Source organism: Kitasatospora sp. NEAU-CNBT7 (assembly GCF_057220535.1).
Genome location: NZ_JBXQQB010000002.1, coordinates 44,544 through 63,053, shown reverse-complemented (window position 1 = coordinate 63,053; position 18,510 = coordinate 44,544). Strand labels below are relative to the sequence as shown.

The following is an 18,510-nucleotide window of genomic DNA, read 5'->3' as shown; positions in this document are numbered from 1 at the left end:
ACGTCCGTTCGATGCAGGCGTGAGGATCTCGATCGGCCGGGGGCCTCGGGCAGGGGCGTGGCGAGCCGGTCCCGGACGGATCGGCCCTGCGGCGCAGTTGATCCCCAACCGGCTCCGCACGCGACTACTACGCGGCGGTGGCGGGTGCCGGGTGGCCGGAGGGGAAGATGACGCGCAGGCTGCGGACCCGGTGGCGGTCGTCGCGGAGCATCAGCCAGGTCAGGCTGCTGGGGCAGGGGTTGGTCTTGTCGGCGGGGTTGGTGACGTCCATCTCCCAGATGGCGATGGACCGGCCGGCCACCACGTGGCACGGGTGCTGGCGGACGCCGGCGGCCTGGAGGCGGTCCATCACCGGGGTGGGGTGGAGGTGCTCTCCGGGGCGGGCGAGGACGCCGACCAGGCGGGTCGCGGCCGGCCACAGTTCGGCGATCTCGCGCGGGAGGCTGCCGCGTTCGGAGGCGGCGAGGGTGGCCAGGGCTTCCTGCCGGCTGGCGTGGTTGGGGGCGAAGGCGTCGTCGTGGGCCTCGGCGGCGGCCGCGAGCAGGTGGCGGGCCATCGCGGCGCGGGCCTGGTGGAGGCGGCTGCGGACGGTGCCCACCGGCACCTCGCACACCTCGGCCAGGTCCCGGTACGAGGTGACGGTGGTGAAGTGGCGCAGCATCAGCACCAGGCGCTGCGGCTCGGGCAGCTGCTCCAGTGCGGCCCAGATCCAGTCCCGCATTGCGTGCCCGTCCAGCGCCCGGTCCGGCCGTGTGCTGTCGGGAGCCGGTGGCAGAAGGCGGGCGAGGTCGCCGGTGGCAGGGTGTTCGCGGGTGGCGCGCAGGCGCATCCGGGCCGTGTTGCGGACCACCGCGCGCAGCCAGGCGCCGACGGCTTCGGGGTCGCGGACGTCGCCGATGCGGCTCAGCGCGGTGAGGGCTGCTTCCTGGACGGCGTCCTGGGCGTCGGGGCCGTGGCCCAGGACGCTGAGGGCCACGGCGTGCATGGGGGCTTGGTGGCGGGCGAGGAGCAGGCCCAGGGCGCCCGTCTCGCCGGCCTGGGCCCGTCTGGTGAGGTGGGCGTCGGTGAGTGGTTCGAACGGGATCACGGGTCTGCCCTCCGGCCGGGCCTGGGGTGGGTACGGGATGGTGCGGCAGGACCCGGGAAGGGTGCTGCGGCCATGGCGCGGCCACCGCCCGCCCCGGCGGGGCCACGAAGAAGGTAACGGGCAGGCGGTGGCCGCGGGCCGAGGGTCAGGAACCGCTGGCCGCGGCTCTGATGACGGCGGCGACCTGCTCGGGCCGGGAGATGTGGACGGCGTGGCTGGCGGCGGTCTCGGTGACGGTGGCGCCGGCCCGTTCGGCCATGGCGTGCTGGGCCGGCGGCGGGATCATCCGGTCGTCGGTGGCGACGAGGTAGTGGGTGGGCCTCAGGCGCCAGGCGGGGGAGGTGACGGCGCCGCCGAGGGCGTCCAGGCCCCAGGGGACCTGGGAGGCGGCGAGGAAGCGGGCGTCGGCCTCGGGCAGGTCGGCGGCGAAGGAGTGGGCGAACTTCTCCTTGTCGAGGAAGAGGTGGCCCTCGACCGGCGGGAGGATCGGCGGGACGGGCGCGCCGGGCGGCGGGTCGGCGATCAGGGTGTTCACCGACTCGTCCTTGTCGGGGGCGAAGGCGGCGACGTAGACGAGGGCGGCCACGGTGGCGTGGGTGCCGGCCTCGGAGATGACCGCGCCGCCGTAGGAGTGGCCGACCAGCACGGTCGGGCCGTCCTGGGCGTCCAGGACCAGCCGGGTCGCCGCCGCGTCCCCGGCCAGCGACAGGGTCGGGTTCTGCACCACGCTCACGGTGAACCCGTCGGCGGTCAGCAGGTCGTGGACCCCCCGCCAGCCGGAGCCGTCGACGAAGCCGCCGTGCACCAGCACAACGTTGCGGGCGGTGACTGCAGGACTCATCATGCGTCAACTCCTCCAATTCGGACCTGCGATGGGTGCCGGGAAGGGCTTCACCGCATCCCGGTACCCCGATACCGCCCTGATGCACCGCCGGGCCCGGAGTTCGCCACCTTCCCTGTGATGTGCATCACCTTCCCGGTGTCGAACTTCCCGGTCCCGCGGGCATCACGTCGGCGCCGGGACTCACAGGCCCGGCAGTCACCCGATCACGACGAATGACGAAGGAGTCCCATGAGTACGGAGTTCTCCCGCCGCACGGTGTTGGCCGCCGGCGCGGCGCTGGCCGGATCGGCCGCCCTGACGGCGGGCACCGGCACCACCGCGGCGGCGGCGACCGGGGAGGGACGGCCCGGGGTGAAGCCCACGATCGTCCTGGTGCACGGCGGCTACGCCGACTCGTCCTGCTGGAACGCCACCATCGGCGAACTGCAGCGCAAGGGGTTCACCGCCGTCTGCGGGTCCAACCCGCTGCGCGGCATCCCGACCGACGCCCCTTACATCGCCGGCCTGTTGGACAGCATCACCGGACCGGTCGTGCTGGTCGCCCACTCCATGGGCGGGACCGTCATCACCAACGCCGCCGCCGGGAAGGCCAACGTCAAGGCGCTGGTCTACATCGCCGCGTTCGTGCCCGACGTTGGCGAGACCCAGGGCGAGCTCATCGGCAGGTTCCCCGGCAGCGAGGTCCTGCCGGTGAGCGTGCCGGTGCCGTACACCAAGGCCGACGGGACCACCGGCACCGAGTTCTACCTCGGCAAGGACGGGCAGGCCGCCTTCGCCGCCGACATCCCCGCCGCGGACTTCCGCGTCCTCCAGGCCACCCAACGCCCCTTCGACGCCGACTCCTTCACCTACCCGACCACGGTGGCCGCCTGGCGGACCATCCCCTCCTGGGGTCTGGTGGCCGGGCGGGACAAGGCGATCCCGCCGGCCTGCGAGCGCTGGATGTACGCCCGGGCCGGCGCCCGCAAGGTCGTCGAGGTGCCGACCTCCTCGCACGTCGCCATGCTCAGCCACCCCCGGGCGGTCGCCGACCTCATCCTGGACGCCGCCCACGCGGTCTGCTGACACCACCGGCGCCTCCCACGCGGCGGCGACCACCGGGGCCGCCTCCCCGGCGGCTCGGCCGCGACACCGTGCGGAGCCGATGCCGCCTTCTCCCCGCCCCGGGCCGGGGAGCCGGTGCGGTTCCTCGGGACGGACTCGACGGGGTTTCCATGTGCTGATCACGGGGCGGGGGTGAGGCCCTGCGCGCCGGAGGGCCTCACCCCTGCCGGAGGATCACCGCGGGGTTCAAGCGCCGGCCCGGTGGACGGCTTCCAGGGCGGTGAGGTCGTCCTCGGTCAGGTGCAGCGCCCCGGCGGCGACGTTGGCGGCGAGATGGTCGGGGTTGCCGGTGCCGGGGATGGCGAGCACGTGCGGGCCGAGCTGCAGCGTCCACGCGATCCGGACCTGGGCCGGGCTGGCGCCGTGGGCGCGGGCGACGGCGAGCACCGCCGGGCTGTCGGCGCCGCTCGCGCCCGCCTCCCGGCCGGTGCCGGCGATGGCGTAGAACGGTACGAAGGCGACGCCCCGCTCGCCGCAGCTGCGGACGAACCCGTCGTGCTCGGGCCGCATGCCGATGCCGTAGGGGTTCTGGACGCAGACCACCGGTGCGATGGCCATGGCCTCCTCGAGGTGGTGCGGCTGGACGTTGGAGATGCCGAGGTGGCGGATGAGCCCGGCGGTCCGCAGGTCGGCGAGAGCGCCGAAGCGCTCGGCGATCGAACCGGTGCCGAGGATCCGCAGGTTCACCACGTCGAGGTGGTCGCGGCCGAGCTGGCGCAGGTTCTCCTCGACCTGGCCGCGCAGTTGCTCGGGCGTGGCGTGGGTCTCCCACCTCCCGGACCGGTCGCGGCCGGGTCCGACCTTGGTGGTGATGACCAGGTCGTCCGGGTAGGGGGCGAGTGCCCGGTTGATCAGCTCGTTGGCGGAGCGCAGCGGGGAGAAGTAGAAGGCGGCGGTGTCGATGTGGTTGACGCCGAGTTCGACGGCGCGGCGCAGCACGGTGACCGCCCGGCCGCGGTCGCCGGGCACCGCGTCGGGGATGAGCGCCTTGCCGTCCTGGGCCAGGCGCATCGCGCCGAAGCCGATCCGGTTGACTGCCAGGTCACCGAGGGTCCAGGTACCGGACGATGCTGCCGTGATGGTCTGTGAGGTCATGCCGGAATGATCGCTGCGGTAGGGTGCCGACTGCCATTGATTCACATATTTCTGAATCCCTGCGACCCGAGGGGTGGTCACCGTCCTGACGGAGTTGGCGTTCTCGGCGGGTGACCTGGCGCTGATGCGGTTCGCCGTCTCCCCGATGTGGGAGGTGGGGACCAGCTTCCGGGCGCTGACCGGCGGCGCCGCCCATCCGGTGCACCGGCCGTGGGTGGAGCAGGTCCGGCCGCGGCTGGCGGCGGCGGGGCTGGACCGCGGCTGGCTCGCCGACCTGGTCCCGCCCGCGGGTTACGTGGCGGACTTCCTGAACCCCGCACCCGCCGGCCCGGCGCCGGACCTGGCCACGGAGCTGGCCGCGATCCTGGCGACACCGGAGGACCGGGTGCGCCGCGACCTCGACCGGCTGGGCGAACAGGCGGGGCGCCTCGGCCCGCGGCTGCGCGCCCTGTACGCGGATCCGCGGGCGCGGCTGAGCAGGGTGGTGGAGGAGATCGGGACGTACTGGGAGCTGGCGCTCGCCCCGTACTGGGAGCGGATCCGTGCGGTGCTCGACGCGGAGGTGTTCCACCGGGCCCGGCAGGTCGCCGAGTACGGCGCCGGGCACGTCCTCAACGACCTCCACTCGTCGGTCAGCTGGGAGGACGACGTGCTGCGGCTGGTGCGCCGCAAGGCGCCACTGTCCCTCCCGTCGGCGGGCCCGGGGCTGCTGCTGGTGCCGTCGGCGTTCACCGGACCGCATCCGTTCGCCCGGGTGACGCCGCCCGGGCCGCCTCAACTCGCCTATCCGGCCCGCGGTGTCGGTGCCCTGTGGGCGCGGCGGCCGGTGGCCGGCACGGCCGCCCTCGCCGCCGTGCTGGGGCGTTCGCGGGCCCTGCTGCTGGCCGAGCTGGACTCCCCGGCCTCGACCACCGAACTGGCCCGCCGCACCGGGCTCTCGGCGGCCGGGGTGTCGCAGTACCTGACGGCGCTGCGCGACGCGGGCCTGGTCAGCGCCCACCGGGCCGGCCGTTCGGTGCTGTACGCGCGGACCGCGGTCGGCGAGTCGCTGCTGCTGGCGGCGGTTTCGTAGCGTCCGCGACGGGCCTCGCCCACCCGGGTTGTTGAAGGTTGAACGCCGCGTCCGAATACCGCCGGAGTTCCACGCCGTGCCGACCGAGGATCGAACCATGTCCCGCGAGCACAGAAGGAGTTCCCCTCTCATGACCACGACGACTCTCATGACCACGACGACGACGGAGCGCACGGGCGCGGTGGACGGCCGGGCGGCGAGGCTGGCCGGCAAGGTGGCGCTGGTGACCGGCGGCAGCCGGGGCATCGGCGCGGCGGTCGCGCTGCGGCTGGCCGAGGAAGGCGCCGACATCGCCCTCACCTACCGCGGTGACGGGCAGCGGGCGGCCGCGGTGGCCGCCGCGATCGAGGCGCTCGGCCGCCGCGCCTGGGCGGTACGGGCGGACAGCGGCGACCCGGCGGCGGTGCGGGCGGCGGTGGACGGCACGGTGGCCCGCCTCGGACGGCTGGACATCCTGGTCAACAACGCGGGCCTGGGGATGATCGCCCCGCTCGCCGACCTGGCCGCGGACGAGGTCGACGCGGTGCTGGACGTCAACGTGCGCGGGCCGTTCCTGATGGCCCAGGCGGCGGCGGTGCACCTCCCGGCCGGCGGCCGGATCATCACCATCGGCAGCTGCATGAACGACCGGGTGCCGTTCGCCGGTGCGACGCTCTACGCGACCAGCAAGGCGGCCCTGACCGGCCTCACCAAGGCGCTCGCCCGGGAGCTCGGCGGCCGGGGGATCACCGCCAACCTGGTCAACCCGGGGCCGACCGACACCGACATGAACCCCGCCGACGGCCCGGGCGCCGACTTCCAGCGCGACCAGACCACCCTCGGCGCCTTCGGCCGACCCTCGGACGTGGCCGCGACCGTCGCCCACCTCGCGGGCGAGGACGGCCGGTACATCACCGGCACCTCGATCGCGGTCGACGGCGGCTTCTCGGCCTGACGCCCCACGGGTAAACACGGCCGCAACCGCCCCGGACCACCGGCCGGGGCCGGTCCGACACCTCACCCCGGACCGGCCCCGGCCGCCACCGCACCCGTTCCGCACCCGCACCCGTTCCGCACCGGAACTGTCGGTACCGGCCGCTAGCGTCGGATCACGCCGTGAGGGCGGGGCGAGGCCGTGGGAGAGGGGACGACATGACGGGTCGAGGGGTGCTGTTCGCGCTCACCGCCGACCGGGCCGCGCGGCTGGCCGGTGCCCGCGACGACGGCGAGGTGCTGGGGCTGCTCGCCGCGATCGAGCGGGAGTGGGAGCGCGACTGGCTGGCCGAGCTCGACAAGGCCTGGGACCACCTGCACCGCTGCCTGACCGACGGCTCCCCGACGTACGGCGCCGGGGCGCACGGCTACGAGTCGTACGGCTCCGGGGCGTACGGCAGCCCGCACTACCCTCTTTCCCACGCCGTCCTGGGCGGGCTGCCGCTGTACCAGGGCGCCGGCCACCTGGCCGCCCTCACCGAGGCGCAGGAGGCCCGGGAGGTCGCGGCCGCGCTGGAGCCCCTGGACGAGGCGTGGCTGCGGGCCCGTTTCGTCCGCCTGGGGTCGGCGGCCGAGACCGAGGGTCCGTACGGCGACGGCCCGTTCGGTGGCAGCCCGTTCGGCGGCAGCCCGTTCGGTGAGGAGGGCTTCGGTCACCTGTGGTCGGCCTTCCTCGGCCTGCGTGCGCTCTACCGCCGCGGGGCTGGGGCGGGCGGGGTGGGGGTCTTCATGTGGGGCGGGGGGGGACCACCGCCCGCCGCGGCGACTGACGCATGGTCAGGGCCGTTCGAAGAACTGCAGCACGCCGCCGACGGAGAAGCACAGGGCTCCGGCGAAGGTCCCCCAGTTGGCGATGTCCACGTTCACCAGGCTGTCGGTCTCCGGCCGGGTGAACGCGGCCAGGGCGGAGACCAGGAACAGCACCGAGCCGAGCTGGTTGACCATGACGATCCACCAGGCCAGGCTGCGTGAACGCCAGCACGGCCGCCCGTGGCACACCTCGACGATCGCCAGGTGGCCGGAGACCAGGAACAGCGCGCAGCCGATCAGGTCGGGCGTCCAGATCAGCCGGTTCACCTGCTGGGCCGTCAGCCCGGTCAGGAAGGAGTCGAGCAGGTTGATGCCGAACACCAGCGTGCCGACGAACAGCACGAAGGTGCTCAGCCAGTCGATCCGCAGCGGCTCGTAGCTCCACCACCGCCACCCGCCGGTGACCAGCGAGCCGGACCAGCCGCCGGCCGGATCGGTCCCGCGGCGCGGCGAGTTCACCGCCTGGAGCAGCGAGGTGTAGCCGCCGGTGTTGAAGAACAGGCCGCCCACGAAGTAGACGGTGGCGATGGTGGTCGCGCCGGTCGACCCGAGCTGGGCGAGCGCCGCGCCGGCGGCGAACAGCGCGCCGCCCACCGTGAACGCGGCGGCCGCGATCGCGTTGAGTCTGGCGAGGCGGCGCAGCGCGACGTCGTCGGCGCGGCGGGCCCGGCGCTCGCCGCCGTCGTGGGTGCGGACCCGCAGCGCGCCGCGCTTGCGGGCCAGACGCGACTCCCAGATCGCCGTCCCGCCCCGGCCCGGGCGCCCGGTCAGCCTGGTGGTGAACGGTCCCGCGCCCTCGGCGCGCTCCTCGGGTCGGCCCATCGGGCGAGCGTAACCGCGCGGGACGCGCAGGGGCGGGTGGCCCGGTCCGTGTCCCCGCCGATCCCCCCGGATGCCGCTCCGGGCGCTCGGCAGCGGTGTCGGACCCGTCTGCGATGCTCCCGGCAGGACGGTCGGCGGGCGCCGGCCCGGAGGGGGGTCTGCGATGGCGTTCGGCGGCGGGGTGTGGCGGCTGGTACGGAGGGATGGTCCGGCGGGCCGGGAGGGCGGGGTGGGCGAGATCGTCGTCGACGAGGCCGACTTCCCGTGGCTGCACGGCCGCTTCGTCCCGGGTCCGGGGTTCGCTGCCGTGGAGCCGCTGTTCGCCCGGACGCGTGCGCTGTGCGAGGCCGAGGAGTGGGAGGCCTTCGACGCCGCGTACGAGGAGATCACCGGGCGCCTGGCGCTGGTCTCCCCCTCCGGGCCGGTTGCGGAGTTCCTGCTGCACATCGAGGACGGCCGGGCGTGGTTCCGCTGGAGCGAGGAGCCGTTCCTGGAGAGCTGACGGGTCGCCCGGGGCCGGTGTCCGGGTGGCTCCGGCGGGGGCCGCCCTCCGGTGGTCACCGGGCCTCGGAGAGCTCCTTGCCCGACCCGTGCCGTGCTCGCTCCGCGGCGGCGGTCCGCAGGTGCGCCACCCGGCGGGACCGGGCGGGCCCGGCCGCCAGGTTCGCGGCGGCCAGGACGAGACCGAGGCAGAACACTCCGGTCCAGAGCGTGCCCGTGCCCAGGCGTTCGGCGACGAGCCCGCCGAGGGTCGGGCCGAGGAACATCGCGCCGGGCGGACCGAATCCGAAGACCCCCTGGTAGCGGCCCCGGGCGTCGGCGGGCGACAACTGGACGATCACCGCGGAGTTCGCCAGCGTCATCAGCATCTCGCCGACCGTCCAGACGGCGACCGTCAGCGCGTACGCCCACAGCGAGTCGGCGAGCGCGACCAGCCCGAAGCCGACCCCGGCGATCACCACCGAGGCGGCCAGGACGTGCTCGTGCCGGTACCGGGCCACGAGTCCCGGCAGGACGAGCTGCCCGGCGACGATCAGCACCATGTTGACCACGATGACCTGCCCGTACGACGTCACGTCCAGCCCGTCGGCGACGAGGGAGGCCGGCAGCGTCTTGTTGGTCTCGATCATCGTCCAGCCGAGCAGGGTCAGTCCGACGAAGACCATGAACGTCCGGTCCCGCAGGACGGGGCCGAGCCCGGCCCGGCCGGTCCTGGCGGCCGCCGTGGCGGCGGGCCGGGTCTCCGGGACCTTCAGCGCGAGCAGCAGCGTCGAACACAGCAGGACGCCGGCGTTGGCCGCGAACAGCAGCATCGGCTCGACCCTGGCCAGCAGCCCGGCGAGCAGCGCCGCGGCGCCCGAACCCAGGTTGAACGCCCAGTAGTTCAGGTTCAGCGCGCGGACCCGGTCGGCCTCGGCGACCACATCGATGATCGACGCGGTGAACGCCGGCCGGACGATGCCGAGGAACACCCCGAGCAGCAGGGCCAGGACCAGGACGGCCGCCCGGCTGTCGGTGCAGCCCAGGGCCAGCATGGTCAGCGCCGCGGGGACGGAGGCGCCGAGCATCGCCGGGCGCCGTCCCCACCGGTCGGCGATGATCCCGCCGGGCAGTCCGCCCAGGGCCGTGCCGATGCCGCCCAGACCGATGACCAGTCCGGTCCAGGAGACCTCGAAGTGCCGGACCGAGAGCAGGTACACGCCGAGGTAGATCTGCGCCACCGCGCCCGTCCGGTTGATCAGCGACGCCGTCCACAGGTACCAGAACGCGGGCGGCAGACCGCCGGCCGTCTGCCGCAGCCAGCCGCTCGTTCGGTGGGGGTGCAGGGAAGGCAAGGGTGGGCTCCTCGGGGCACGGTCACGGGTCGGTCGCTGCGACGCTACGGGCCGCCGACGGCGGAGTCCTGGTCCACTTTTGGCAAACTGGACCAATGATCGAGACCCGCGGCCCCGGCATCGCCTCCGTCCTCGGCAGCTGGCGGCAGGAGCCGGGACCGCTCGCGCAGGCTCTCGCCGCGGCGGTCCGGGACGCCGTCATCGACGGGCGGATCCCGGTCGGCACCCGGCTGCCGTCCGAGCGCGCCCTCGCCTCGGCGCTCCGGGTCAGCCGCGGCACCGTGGTCACCACCCTCGCCGCGCTCCGCGACGGTGGCTGGCTGCGGACGCACCCCGGCAGCGGCAGCGACGTCCGGCTCCCACCGGAGATCACCGAGCGCACCGCACCCTGGTCGGTGGACCACGGGGACGGCCTCGACTTCACCCGCGCGGTGCCCGCCGCCCCCCACGCCGCCTACCTGGAGGCGTCCCGGCGGGCCGTGGAGCGGTCCGCCGCCCTGCTGGTCGACTCGGCCGAACCCGACGCGGGGCTCCCGCGGCTGAGGGAGCTGCTGGCCGACCGCTACACCCGCGACGGCCTGCCGACCCGCCCGGACCAGATCCTGGTCACCTCGGGCGCCCGGGCCGCCTTCACGCTCCTGGCCGACCACCTGCACGACCGCGCCCGCCCCGTCCTGGTGGAGAGCCCCACCTACCAGGGCGCGCTGGCCGTCCTGCGGCGCCGCCGCGCCCGGCTGGCGGCCTCGCCCGTCACCGCCGACGGCTGGGATCCGGACCATCTCGCGCACACCGCCAGGACCGTACGGCCGGGACTGGCGTACCTGACCCCCGACTTCCACAACCCGACCGGCGCCCTGATGCCCGCCGCCCAGCGCGACCGGGTGGCCGACCTGGCGGCCCGCCACGGCATGACGGTCGTCGTCGACGAGACCCTGCGCGACCTGGACCTGCGCACCCCGCCGGAGCCCGTTCCGCACCTGACCGGCAGGGCCGTCGTCGCCGTCGGCTCGCTGAGCAAACTCGTCTGGGGCGGCCTGCGCGTCGGCTGGCTGCGCACCGACGCCGCCCGCATCCGCGAACTCCTGCACAACCCGCTCCAGGCACGGCTGTCACCACCACCGCTCGAACAGCTCATCGCCTGCGAGCTCCTGGCCGACCTGCACGCCTTGGTGCATGAGCGGCGGGAGCGGCTCCGCGCCCAGCGCGACCACCTGGCGGCCCTGCTGACGGGTACGGGCGCGTGGAGCTTCACGCTCCCGCCGGGCGGCCTCTGCCTGTGGCTGCGGCTGCACGGGACGACCGGGACCGCCCTGGCCACCCGCGCGGCCCGCGAGGGCTTGCGGCTCTCGCCCGGGCCGGCCTTCTCCGCCGACCGCACCCTCACCCGCTACCTGCGGCTCCCCTACACGGCCACCCCCGAGACCCTGACCCGCGCGGTCGCCGTCCTGACCGGCCAGCAGGCGACCCGGCGGTAGCTGGTACGCCCTCCACAAAACCCCACCGGGGATCGCCGGAACGTGGGCGGCAGGAGCCCGTCCCGCCGCGCTGTCGGCCGTCCGGGGTGTCGCGGCCCGGCCTCGCGCCGGGCGGCCGCGGGCGGGGACACAATCGGCGCATGGAGAAGCCCGAGATCGTGTCGGCCGCACAGTGGCAGCTCGCCCGCGACGAGCTGCTCGAGGCCGAGAAGGAAGCCACCCGTGCCCTGGACGCGCTCGCGGCGCGCCGCCGCCGGCTGCCGATGGTGCGTTTCGCCGACGACTACGTGTTCGAGTCGCCGACCGGCCCCAGGACGCTGCTCGACCTGTTCGAGGGCAAGGACCAGCTGGTGGTGTACCAGTTCATGGACGTCGGTCCCGACCACCTCTGCCCGGGGTGCACCAAGTTCACCGACAACGTCCCGGCCAAGGCTCCGGCCGCGCTCGCGGACCACGGGGTCGCCTGGGCGACCGTGTCGGACCTGCCGCTCGCCCGGATCGAGGAGGCCAAGGCCCGCCAGGGCTGGACCATGCCGTTCGTGTCCTCGCGCGGGACGTCGTTCTCGGCGGACTGCGGCGCCGGCGGCGGTTTCATGCTCAGCGCCTTCCTGCGCGACGGCGACCGGGTCCACCGGACGTACAGCACCACCTCGCGCGGCGTGGACCGGCTGGTGTTCCTGCACAGCATCCTCGACCTCACCGCGTACGGCCGACAGGAGGACTGGGAGGACTCCCCCGCCGGCTGGCCCCAGCACCCCACCTACGGATGAGTCCGCCCGGATAGGTCCTCGCGGATGAGTCCTCCCGGACAAGCCCTCCCACCTGCGGCGGAGCCGGTGCGCCCGTCCCAGCCCGCAAGATACCGGCGGGTTGGGGTTCGCAGGGGGACCGCGCAACGCTACCGTCGTGCCCCAAGGGCAGGCGCTCCCACCGGCCGGCCCGACTCGACGGGCCGTGGCGCGCACCCCTTCCGGTCACCGGAAGCGTCCCGGCCCGCCCCGGCGGCCGGCCTCTCGGGCCCGTCGGCGGGCGCAAGGCCGGACCTGCCACGAGGTCATCGCGGGCGCGGTCCGGCCTTCACTCTTCGTCCGCTCTTCGGCGTACCCGGTCCGCCCGTCCCGGCGCAGGCCGTCCTCCGCTTCGGCCTGACCCGGTCCGGACGCCGCCGGGCGCGGTGCGCTACGGGGCCTTGACGTCGGCCAGCCGGGCACCCTGGAGCTGGCAGTCCCGGAACTCGTACCAGGGTGCGGTGCCGGTCCAGCGCAGGAAGCCGGTGGTCCCGGTGCCCGCGGTCATGTCGATGAACCGGCAGCCGTCGTACAGCAGCTTGCCCGCCGTGGTCGCGGTGGCGGCGTTGACCTGGTGCGAGCCCATCAGCGCGCAGTCCTGGTAGCGCACCATCGGGCCGCGGGACGGGTTGACGGCGTCGAAGCGGTACACGTGGGTGACCGCGTTGGGCGCCCAGGACTGGAACGACAGCGCGATGTCGTCGCAGGAGACGAAGGTGATGTTGCCCTTGTACCAGGAGGAGTCGATCACCTTGTGGCCCGGCCCGCGCAGCTCGAAGCGGATGCCCTGGGCGTACAGCCGCATCACCGAGTCGGCCCGGCCGGTTGCCGCCGATCCGAGCTGGAAGAAGGTCCCGGTGGAGGCCGCGTCGGTGAGGATGTACGAGCCGCCGGTGAAGTTCACCGAGCCGCCGCGCTCGTTGCGCACGAACGTGCCGGACTTGTACTCGACCTTGCAGTCCCGGAACCAGTAGTTGAGGAACTGGTCCTGCTGGGACGCGGCCGGCGTCATCCCGATGACCAGGAACGCGTCGGTGTAGGAGCCGCCGATCTGGCAGTGGTCCCAGCCCATCTCGCTGTTCAGGTCGGAGGTGCCGGCCGGGCCGTCGAGGCCGATGCCGACCTTCCAGCTGCCGCGCCACTCGACGTCCTCGTACCAGGTGTCCTGGACCCCGCCGGCGTCGGAGGAGTAGGCGTAGTTGAAGGTCGCGGTGGCGTCCTTGCTCTCGAACGTCAGGCCGCTGATCCGGATGTTCTTGTACCGCTGCCGGTTGGTCCACAGCGTGGTGTCCCGGGCGGTCGGCGCGTACGTGATCCGGGACAGCCGCTTGCCGTACCCGCGGATCGCGATGCCGTCGACGATGCCGCCGTGGCCGACGCCGTCCTCGCCGGGCAGCAGCGAGTCCGGCTGCGTCAGCAGGTAGGTGCCGGGCGGGATGAGCAGGGTCTTCTTCGGTATCGCGCCGGAGATCGGGCCGGGCTGGAAGGAGCCGAGCAGCTCCGCGGCGGCGGCCCGGAACGCGGCGTCGCTCGCCGTCTGACCGGTCGGGTCGGCGCCCTTGGCGACGACGTCGACCACGTACGGGTCGGCGCCGGCCGCCGCCGCCGAGGCGCTGGACCCGCCCAGCGCGAGGCTGCCCGCGAGCGCCCCCATCCCCGTGACGCCGGCGAGCAGCGCGCGCCGCCCCGGACCGCGCCCGTCCGCCGTCCGCTCTCCTGATCCGCCGTCACCCTGCCGGTATGCCCGTGTGGACACCTTGTGCTCCCCTCGTGAGGACATTGCTGATCTTGGTGGAACAGCAAGATCCTCACCCATCCGGGCCGCCGTCTCAAGGCCCGCCCGGGGTCGGTTCCGCCGCGGGAGGCGCTTTGTCCGGATACGGAGCAGCTTGTGCGGCCGAGGCCTCAGGGCGGTGTGGTGAACCGGTACCCCTCGCCGATCAGCATCGGCAGGTACGTCCGCAGGGCGGCGACGGTCTGCGACCGGTCGCCGCCGCCGTCGTGGTTGAGCACGATCGCGCCGGGGCGGACCCCTTCCAGCACGCGGCTGGTGATGGCGGGGGTGCCGGGGCGGCTCCAGTCGCGCGGGTCGACCGACCAGGACATCGGCCGCATCCCGAGTTCGGCGCCGGCCGCCAGCGACGGTTTGGTGAAGTCGCCGCCGGGGGCCCGGAACCAGGTGGGTGCCCGGCCGGTTGTGGTGTGCAGGAAGTCGCTGGTGCGGCGCAGCTCGTCGCCGACCTGGGTGTCCGAGAGCCGGCGCAGCTCGGGGTGGGTCCAGGTGTGGTTGGCGATGTGGTGGCCCTGGGCGGCGATCTCACGGACCAGCGCGGGATGGGCCGAGGCGTTCTCGCCGACCAGGAAGAAGGTCGCCGAGATCTTCTGCTCGGCGAGGAGTTTCAGCACGGCGGGGGTGTAGGTCGGGTCCGGCCCGTCGTCGATGGTCAGGGCGATCAGCCGGTCATCGGTGGAGAGCGAGAACAGCGGGTCCCTGACCCGGACCGGCGCGGGCGGACCGGCCGCCTGCGGGGCGGCCGCGGCGACCGGCGGCGCGGCGGCGGCCTCGGGCGGGGCCCCGGACGGCGCCTGCGGCGCGGGGCCGGCGGGTGCGGCGGCGGCCGTGGTGTCGGCCGTCCGGTCGGTGCCGTCGGCCACGGGCGACAGGCGGCTCCAGGACTGCGGGGAGAGCAGGGTGAACCCGGCCTCGACCAGCAGAAGCCGACGGGTCATGATCTGACGATGCGACAACATGACTGATCCCTCCCCGCGCAGCCCGCCTCCCTCCCACCGGTGGCCCGTACCCACCTCCGCATCACCCGGCCGGCCCAGCATCCGGGCCCCACGCTCCTCCGTTGGTGTGGCCCGCCGCGGCACGGCGGCCGGTGCCCGAGGCGCCCCGGTGTGCGGGGCGGCCCGCTGTCGGTGCCCGCCGCTACCATCGCCCGCATGAGAGCTGACGGAACGTTCGCCGTGAAGTCCTTCGTCCCCACCGAACTGGTACCGGACCCGGCCGTCGCCACCGGGCTGCCGGTGGGCGTGGCCACCATGGAGAAGAGCTTCGAGGGCGAGGTGGCGGGCCGGTCCGCGACCCTGTTCACGGCCGCCTTCGACCAGACCACGGGCACCGGGACGTACGTCGCCATGGAGTCCTTCGAAGGCTCGCTGGGCGGCCGGTCCGGCGCCTTCAACTTCGCCCACTCGGCGTCGACCACCGGGACGGACCGCAGCGCGCAGTTCTTCGTGATCGTGCCGGCCAGCGGCACCGGCGAGCTGGCGGGGATCTCGGGCACCGGCGGCATTGCGGTGGAGGAGGACGGCACCCACCGGATCTGGTTCGACTACCGGATCGGTTGACCGGCCCGGGCCCGGGCCCGGGCCAACGCAGGCTTCCTCCGTCAGCGCCGCCGGCAGTGGGCCCGTTGGCCGCCGGCCCGGACGCCGGGCCGGTGACAGCTGTCCGGCTCCCCGGTGGCGGGGGCCTCGGCACCGGGTGTCCCGGCGCCCGGACCGGCGGAGGCCGGCGGTCGGGGCACGGTCCCGGTCCCTGCCGTGCCCGCGCCGGCGGCCGCGAGGCAGACGGCCACCCCGAGCAGCACGCTGGCCACCCCGAGCAGCCGTCCCCGTCCCCCTTCCGGACCGCTCACCGGGCGCCGGCGGGCACCCGGCCCGGCTGTGCCGTGGCGGGCGCCGGGCCGCGTCCGGCGCGGGCGAGGGCGGTGTCGATCAGCAGGTCCAGCAGTTCCCGGTACGGCAGGCCGGCGGCGGCCCAGATCCGCGGGTACTGGGAGGCCGCGGTGAACCCCGGGAAGGTGTTCACCTCGTTGACCACCGGGTCGCTGCCGTCGCGCAGCAGGAAGTCGACCCGCAGCAGGCCCGAGCAGTCCAGCGCCTCGAACACCTCCAGGGCCATCTCCTGCAGCCGGGCGCCGAGTTCCTCGGGCAGCCGGGCGGGCACCTCGAAGCGGGTGGCCCGGTCCAGGTACTTGGCGTCGTGGTCGAAGAAGGCCCTGCCCCCACCCACCCTGATCTCCAGCGGCGGGCCGGCCTGCAGCGTGCCGTCCGGGTGCTCGACGACGGCCACGTCCACCTCCCGTCCGAGCACGGCCTGTTCGACCAGGACCTTGCTGTCCGAGCGGCGGGCGACGGCCACGGCCTCGGCCAGGGCGTCCCAGGTGTCGACCCTGGTCACGCCGAGGCTGGACCCGGCCCGGGCGGGTTTGACGAACACCGGCAGTCCCAGCCGTTCCCGCTCACCCGCCGCGAGGCTGTCGCAGCCCGGCGCGCACAGCAGTGCGGAGGCCGCCACGGGCAGTCCGGCGGAGGCGAGCAGGCGCTTGGTGACGTCCTTGTCCATGCCGACCGCACTCGCCGTCACCCGGTTGCCGACGTACGGGACGCCGAGCAGTTCCAGCAGCCCCTGCACCGTGCCGTCCTCCCCGTAGGGGCCGTGCAGGGCGGGGAACACCAGGTCGGCCGCGCCGAGGACGGGACCGGCGGCCAGCAGGCTCTCCCAGGCGGACGTGCCACGGGCGGGGGTGAGCCGGGCGAGGGCGGCCGCGTCGTAGGGGGCGGCGGGCAGGTCGGCCGGGCCGGCGATCCACTCGCCGCCGGTGGTGATCCGGACCGGCCGGACGCGGTGGCGGGTGCGGTCGAGGTGGGTGAGGATGCCCGCCGCCGAGCCGCAGGAGACCGCGTGCTCGCCGCTGCGGCCGCCGAACAGCACGACCACGTCGGTCCGCCGGTCCGCGGCGGCCGGCACGGCTCCTGGCAGGGTGTCGGTGTCAGTCACGGCGGTGGTCCTCCTGGTCGGTCGGGCTCTGCGGGTCGGGCGGGGTGGCCGCGGGAGCGGTACGGCCGCGGTCGGTGCTGCGGGGTTCGGTACTGCGGGGTTCGGTGCGGGCGGGGGCCGGGAGGTAGCGGCGGGGCACCCGGGCGCCGATGCCGGTCAGCACCTCGTGCGGGTTGGTCCCCGCCCAGCGGGCCCAGTCGGCGACGGTCGGTTCGCCGCGGTCCCCGGGCCCGAACACCAGCACGTCCTCGCCGATCCGGACGGGCAGCGAACCGGCGTCCACCACGCACTGGTCCATCGCGATCCGCCCCGCCACCGGCCGCCGGTCACCGGCGACCCACATCCGGGCCCGGCCGGCGGCGGCCCGCGGCACCCCGTCGGCGTACCCGAGCGGGACCAGCAGCAGGGTGCCAGCCCGCTCGGCGGTGTACTCGTGGCCGTAGGAGACGCCCTCGCCGGCGGCGACCGGGCGGGCCATGATCGCGCGGGCCCGCAGGGTCATCGCGGGCCGCAGGCCGAAGGTCCGGCCGGGCACCGGCTCGACGCCGTACAGGCCCAGGCCCGCCCGGACCAGGTCGAAGTGGGTCCGCGGATCGGCCAGGCCGGCCGCCGAGTTGGCGAGGTGCAGCAGGGCGGGCCGCAGCCCGGCCGCCCTGGCCACGGCGACGGCCTGTTCGAACTCCGCCACCTGCCGGTCGGTGGCGCGGCCCGGGCCGTCCGGGTCGGCCAGGTGCGACCAGACGCCCCGGACCGTCAGCAGGCCGCGCAGTTCCAGCGCCCGGGCGTGCGTGGTCAGCGCGGGCCAGTCGGCGGGGGCGGCGCCGTTGCGGCGCAGCCCGGTGTCGACCTTGAGGTGGACCCGGGCGGGGGTCCCGGCCCGGGCCGCGCAGGCGGCGATGCCGGCCAGGTGGACCGGTGAGGAGACCGCGAGGTCGATGCCGGCCAGCAGGGCCGGGGTGAAGTCCTCGTCCGGCAGGTGCATCCAGGACAGCACGGGGGCGGTGATGCCCGCGGCCCGCAGGGCGAGCGCCTCGGTGGTCGAGGTGACGCCGAGCCAGCTCGCGCCGTGGGCGAGGGCGGTGCGGGCGACGGGTACCGCGCCGTGGCCGAATCCGTCGGCCTTGACCACGGCCATCAGCGCGCCGCGGGTGTGCGCGGCGAGCAGCGCGGTGTTGTGCGCCACTGCGGCGAGGTCGACCACGGCCTCGGCGTACCGGCCGCCGGCGGCCCGGACCTGGTCCGCCGCGCGGTCGGGGCCGGCGGGGGCGGACGCGGGGTGGACGGGGCCCGGGTGTGCGGGCCCGGCGTGGGGTGGCCCCGGGTGGGGCGGCCCGCAGCGGTCGCGGATCGCGCCCGGCCGTCCGCTCGTCGTGCTCCGCATGGGTGGGCACCTTTCCTGGTGGGTGACGCCGGGGTTCGGATCCCTGGGGTCCGGAGCCCGGGTTCAGACGCCCGGGGTTACGGGCACCAGGGGTGTGCGAACACCTGGTGGGCGGCGTCGGCCGGGTACGGCCCCGGCTGACGCCCAGTCCAGCGGGCGGGCGGTGAACGGGCGGTGAGCCGATCACTCACGCGGGACTCACACGGGATCCCGCATACTGGGCTGCTCATGACCGGTACCGGGTGGACCAGGGGGACGAGTGGGGCGTACGGGACGTGCGGGGATGCCCATGACCGGGGTCGGGACCGGGGTCGGGACCGGAGCGGGCTCCGCCCCCGGGCGCTGCGGGCGGCCGTGGTGACGGCGGCCGGCTCCCCGGGGGGCGCGGGTGCCCGGCACACCTGGGGCGGGAGTCTCCGGCTGCGGCTCACCGTGG

The 18,510-nt window shown here is 75.0% G+C and carries 16 protein-coding genes and 1 pseudogene; 8 read left to right on the top strand and 9 right to left on the bottom strand.

The genetic code is table 11. From position 1 onward, the window contains the following. Positions 1–127: 127 nt before the first annotated feature. Positions 128–1,087 carry an RNA polymerase sigma factor gene (locus AC2TEW_RS03100; RefSeq protein WP_484621698.1) on the bottom strand — a complete coding sequence of 320 codons (960 nt, stop codon included), beginning with the start codon at positions 1,085–1,087 and terminating at the stop codon, positions 128–130. 145 nt (positions 1,088–1,232) lie between these two features. Then, the gene (locus AC2TEW_RS03095; protein ID WP_484622048.1) at positions 1,233–1,928 is read right to left on the bottom strand and encodes an alpha/beta fold hydrolase; all 696 of its coding nucleotides are present in this window, start codon (positions 1,926–1,928) and stop codon (positions 1,233–1,235) included. 231 nt (positions 1,929–2,159) lie between these two features. On the opposite strand from AC2TEW_RS03095, the gene AC2TEW_RS03090 reads away from it, so the two are divergent. Continuing rightward, positions 2,160–2,996 carry an alpha/beta fold hydrolase gene (locus tag AC2TEW_RS03090; RefSeq protein WP_484621697.1) on the top strand — a complete coding sequence of 279 codons (837 nt, stop codon included), beginning with the start codon at positions 2,160–2,162 and terminating at the stop codon, positions 2,994–2,996. Positions 2,997–3,221: 225 nt separating this feature from the next. On the opposite strand, the gene AC2TEW_RS03085 is transcribed toward AC2TEW_RS03090, so the two are convergent. Further along, positions 3,222–4,130 carry an aldo/keto reductase gene (locus tag AC2TEW_RS03085; RefSeq protein ID WP_484621696.1) on the bottom strand — a complete coding sequence of 303 codons (909 nt, stop codon included), beginning with the start codon at positions 4,128–4,130 and terminating at the stop codon, positions 3,222–3,224. Between the two features lie 124 nt (positions 4,131–4,254). Here AC2TEW_RS03085 and AC2TEW_RS03080 point away from each other — a divergent pair, with 124 nt between their 5' ends. From AC2TEW_RS03080 to AC2TEW_RS03070, 3 genes and pseudogenes are all read left to right on the top strand, one after another. Beyond that, complete coding sequence (locus AC2TEW_RS03080; RefSeq protein WP_484622047.1) at positions 4,255–5,202, top strand: ArsR/SmtB family transcription factor; 948 nt, start codon at positions 4,255–4,257, stop codon at positions 5,200–5,202. 148 nt (positions 5,203–5,350) lie between these two features. Further along, positions 5,351–6,136 (top strand): SDR family NAD(P)-dependent oxidoreductase, encoded by a 786-nt coding sequence (locus AC2TEW_RS03075; RefSeq protein WP_484622046.1) that lies wholly within the window; start codon positions 5,351–5,353, stop codon positions 6,134–6,136. A gap of 197 nt (positions 6,137–6,333) precedes the next feature. Further along, a pseudogene (locus AC2TEW_RS03070) lies at positions 6,334–6,873 on the top strand (DUF1877 family protein); the annotation flags it as partial. 78 nt (positions 6,874–6,951) lie between these two features. Here the strand turns inward: AC2TEW_RS03070 and AC2TEW_RS03065 are convergent. Beyond that, on the bottom strand, positions 6,952–7,806 hold the full coding sequence (locus AC2TEW_RS03065) for a hypothetical protein (protein WP_484621695.1): 855 nt from the start codon (positions 7,804–7,806) through the stop codon (positions 6,952–6,954). Between the two features lie 163 nt (positions 7,807–7,969). Here AC2TEW_RS03065 and AC2TEW_RS03060 point away from each other — a divergent pair, with 163 nt between their 5' ends. Then, positions 7,970–8,308 carry a hypothetical protein gene (locus AC2TEW_RS03060; RefSeq protein ID WP_484621694.1) on the top strand — a complete coding sequence of 113 codons (339 nt, stop codon included), beginning with the start codon at positions 7,970–7,972 and terminating at the stop codon, positions 8,306–8,308. Between the two features lie 55 nt (positions 8,309–8,363). Here the strand turns inward: AC2TEW_RS03060 and AC2TEW_RS03055 are convergent, their stop codons facing one another. Then, positions 8,364–9,641, bottom strand: a complete 1,278-nt coding sequence (locus tag AC2TEW_RS03055) for an MFS transporter (protein WP_484621693.1) — start codon at positions 9,639–9,641, stop codon at positions 8,364–8,366. A 95-nt stretch (positions 9,642–9,736) separates the two neighbouring features. On the opposite strand from AC2TEW_RS03055, the gene AC2TEW_RS03050 reads away from it, so the two are divergent. Continuing rightward, positions 9,737–11,116, top strand: a complete 1,380-nt coding sequence (locus tag AC2TEW_RS03050; protein WP_484621692.1) for an aminotransferase-like domain-containing protein — start codon at positions 9,737–9,739, stop codon at positions 11,114–11,116. 140 nt (positions 11,117–11,256) lie between these two features. Then, complete coding sequence (locus tag AC2TEW_RS03045) at positions 11,257–11,886, top strand: DUF899 domain-containing protein (RefSeq protein ID WP_484621691.1); 630 nt, start codon at positions 11,257–11,259, stop codon at positions 11,884–11,886. A 409-nt stretch (positions 11,887–12,295) separates the two neighbouring features. On the opposite strand, the gene AC2TEW_RS03040 is transcribed toward AC2TEW_RS03045, so the two are convergent. Together AC2TEW_RS03040 and AC2TEW_RS03035 are read right to left on the bottom strand one after the other, a co-directional pair. Next, positions 12,296–13,660 (bottom strand): hypothetical protein, encoded by a 1,365-nt coding sequence (locus AC2TEW_RS03040; RefSeq protein WP_484621690.1) that lies wholly within the window; start codon positions 13,658–13,660, stop codon positions 12,296–12,298. Between the two features lie 149 nt (positions 13,661–13,809). After that, positions 13,810–14,634 carry a polysaccharide deacetylase family protein gene (locus tag AC2TEW_RS03035; RefSeq protein WP_484621689.1) on the bottom strand — a complete coding sequence of 275 codons (825 nt, stop codon included), beginning with the start codon at positions 14,632–14,634 and terminating at the stop codon, positions 13,810–13,812. 216 nt (positions 14,635–14,850) lie between these two features. Between AC2TEW_RS03035 and AC2TEW_RS03030 the strand changes: the two genes are divergently transcribed. After that, on the top strand, positions 14,851–15,258 hold the full coding sequence (locus AC2TEW_RS03030) for a DUF3224 domain-containing protein (RefSeq protein ID WP_484621688.1): 408 nt from the start codon (positions 14,851–14,853) through the stop codon (positions 15,256–15,258). A gap of 286 nt (positions 15,259–15,544) precedes the next feature. On the opposite strand, the gene AC2TEW_RS03025 is transcribed toward AC2TEW_RS03030, so the two are convergent. Further along, positions 15,545–16,693 carry a D-alanine--D-alanine ligase family protein gene (locus AC2TEW_RS03025; protein WP_484621687.1) on the bottom strand — a complete coding sequence of 383 codons (1,149 nt, stop codon included), beginning with the start codon at positions 16,691–16,693 and terminating at the stop codon, positions 15,545–15,547. Continuing rightward, positions 16,686–18,074: an alanine racemase gene (alr, locus tag AC2TEW_RS03020; protein WP_484621686.1), complete on the bottom strand. Its 1,389-nt coding sequence runs from the start codon at positions 18,072–18,074 to the stop codon at positions 16,686–16,688. The genes AC2TEW_RS03025 and alr overlap by 8 nt, the downstream gene beginning before the upstream one ends. Positions 18,075–18,510: the final 436 nt, after the last annotated feature.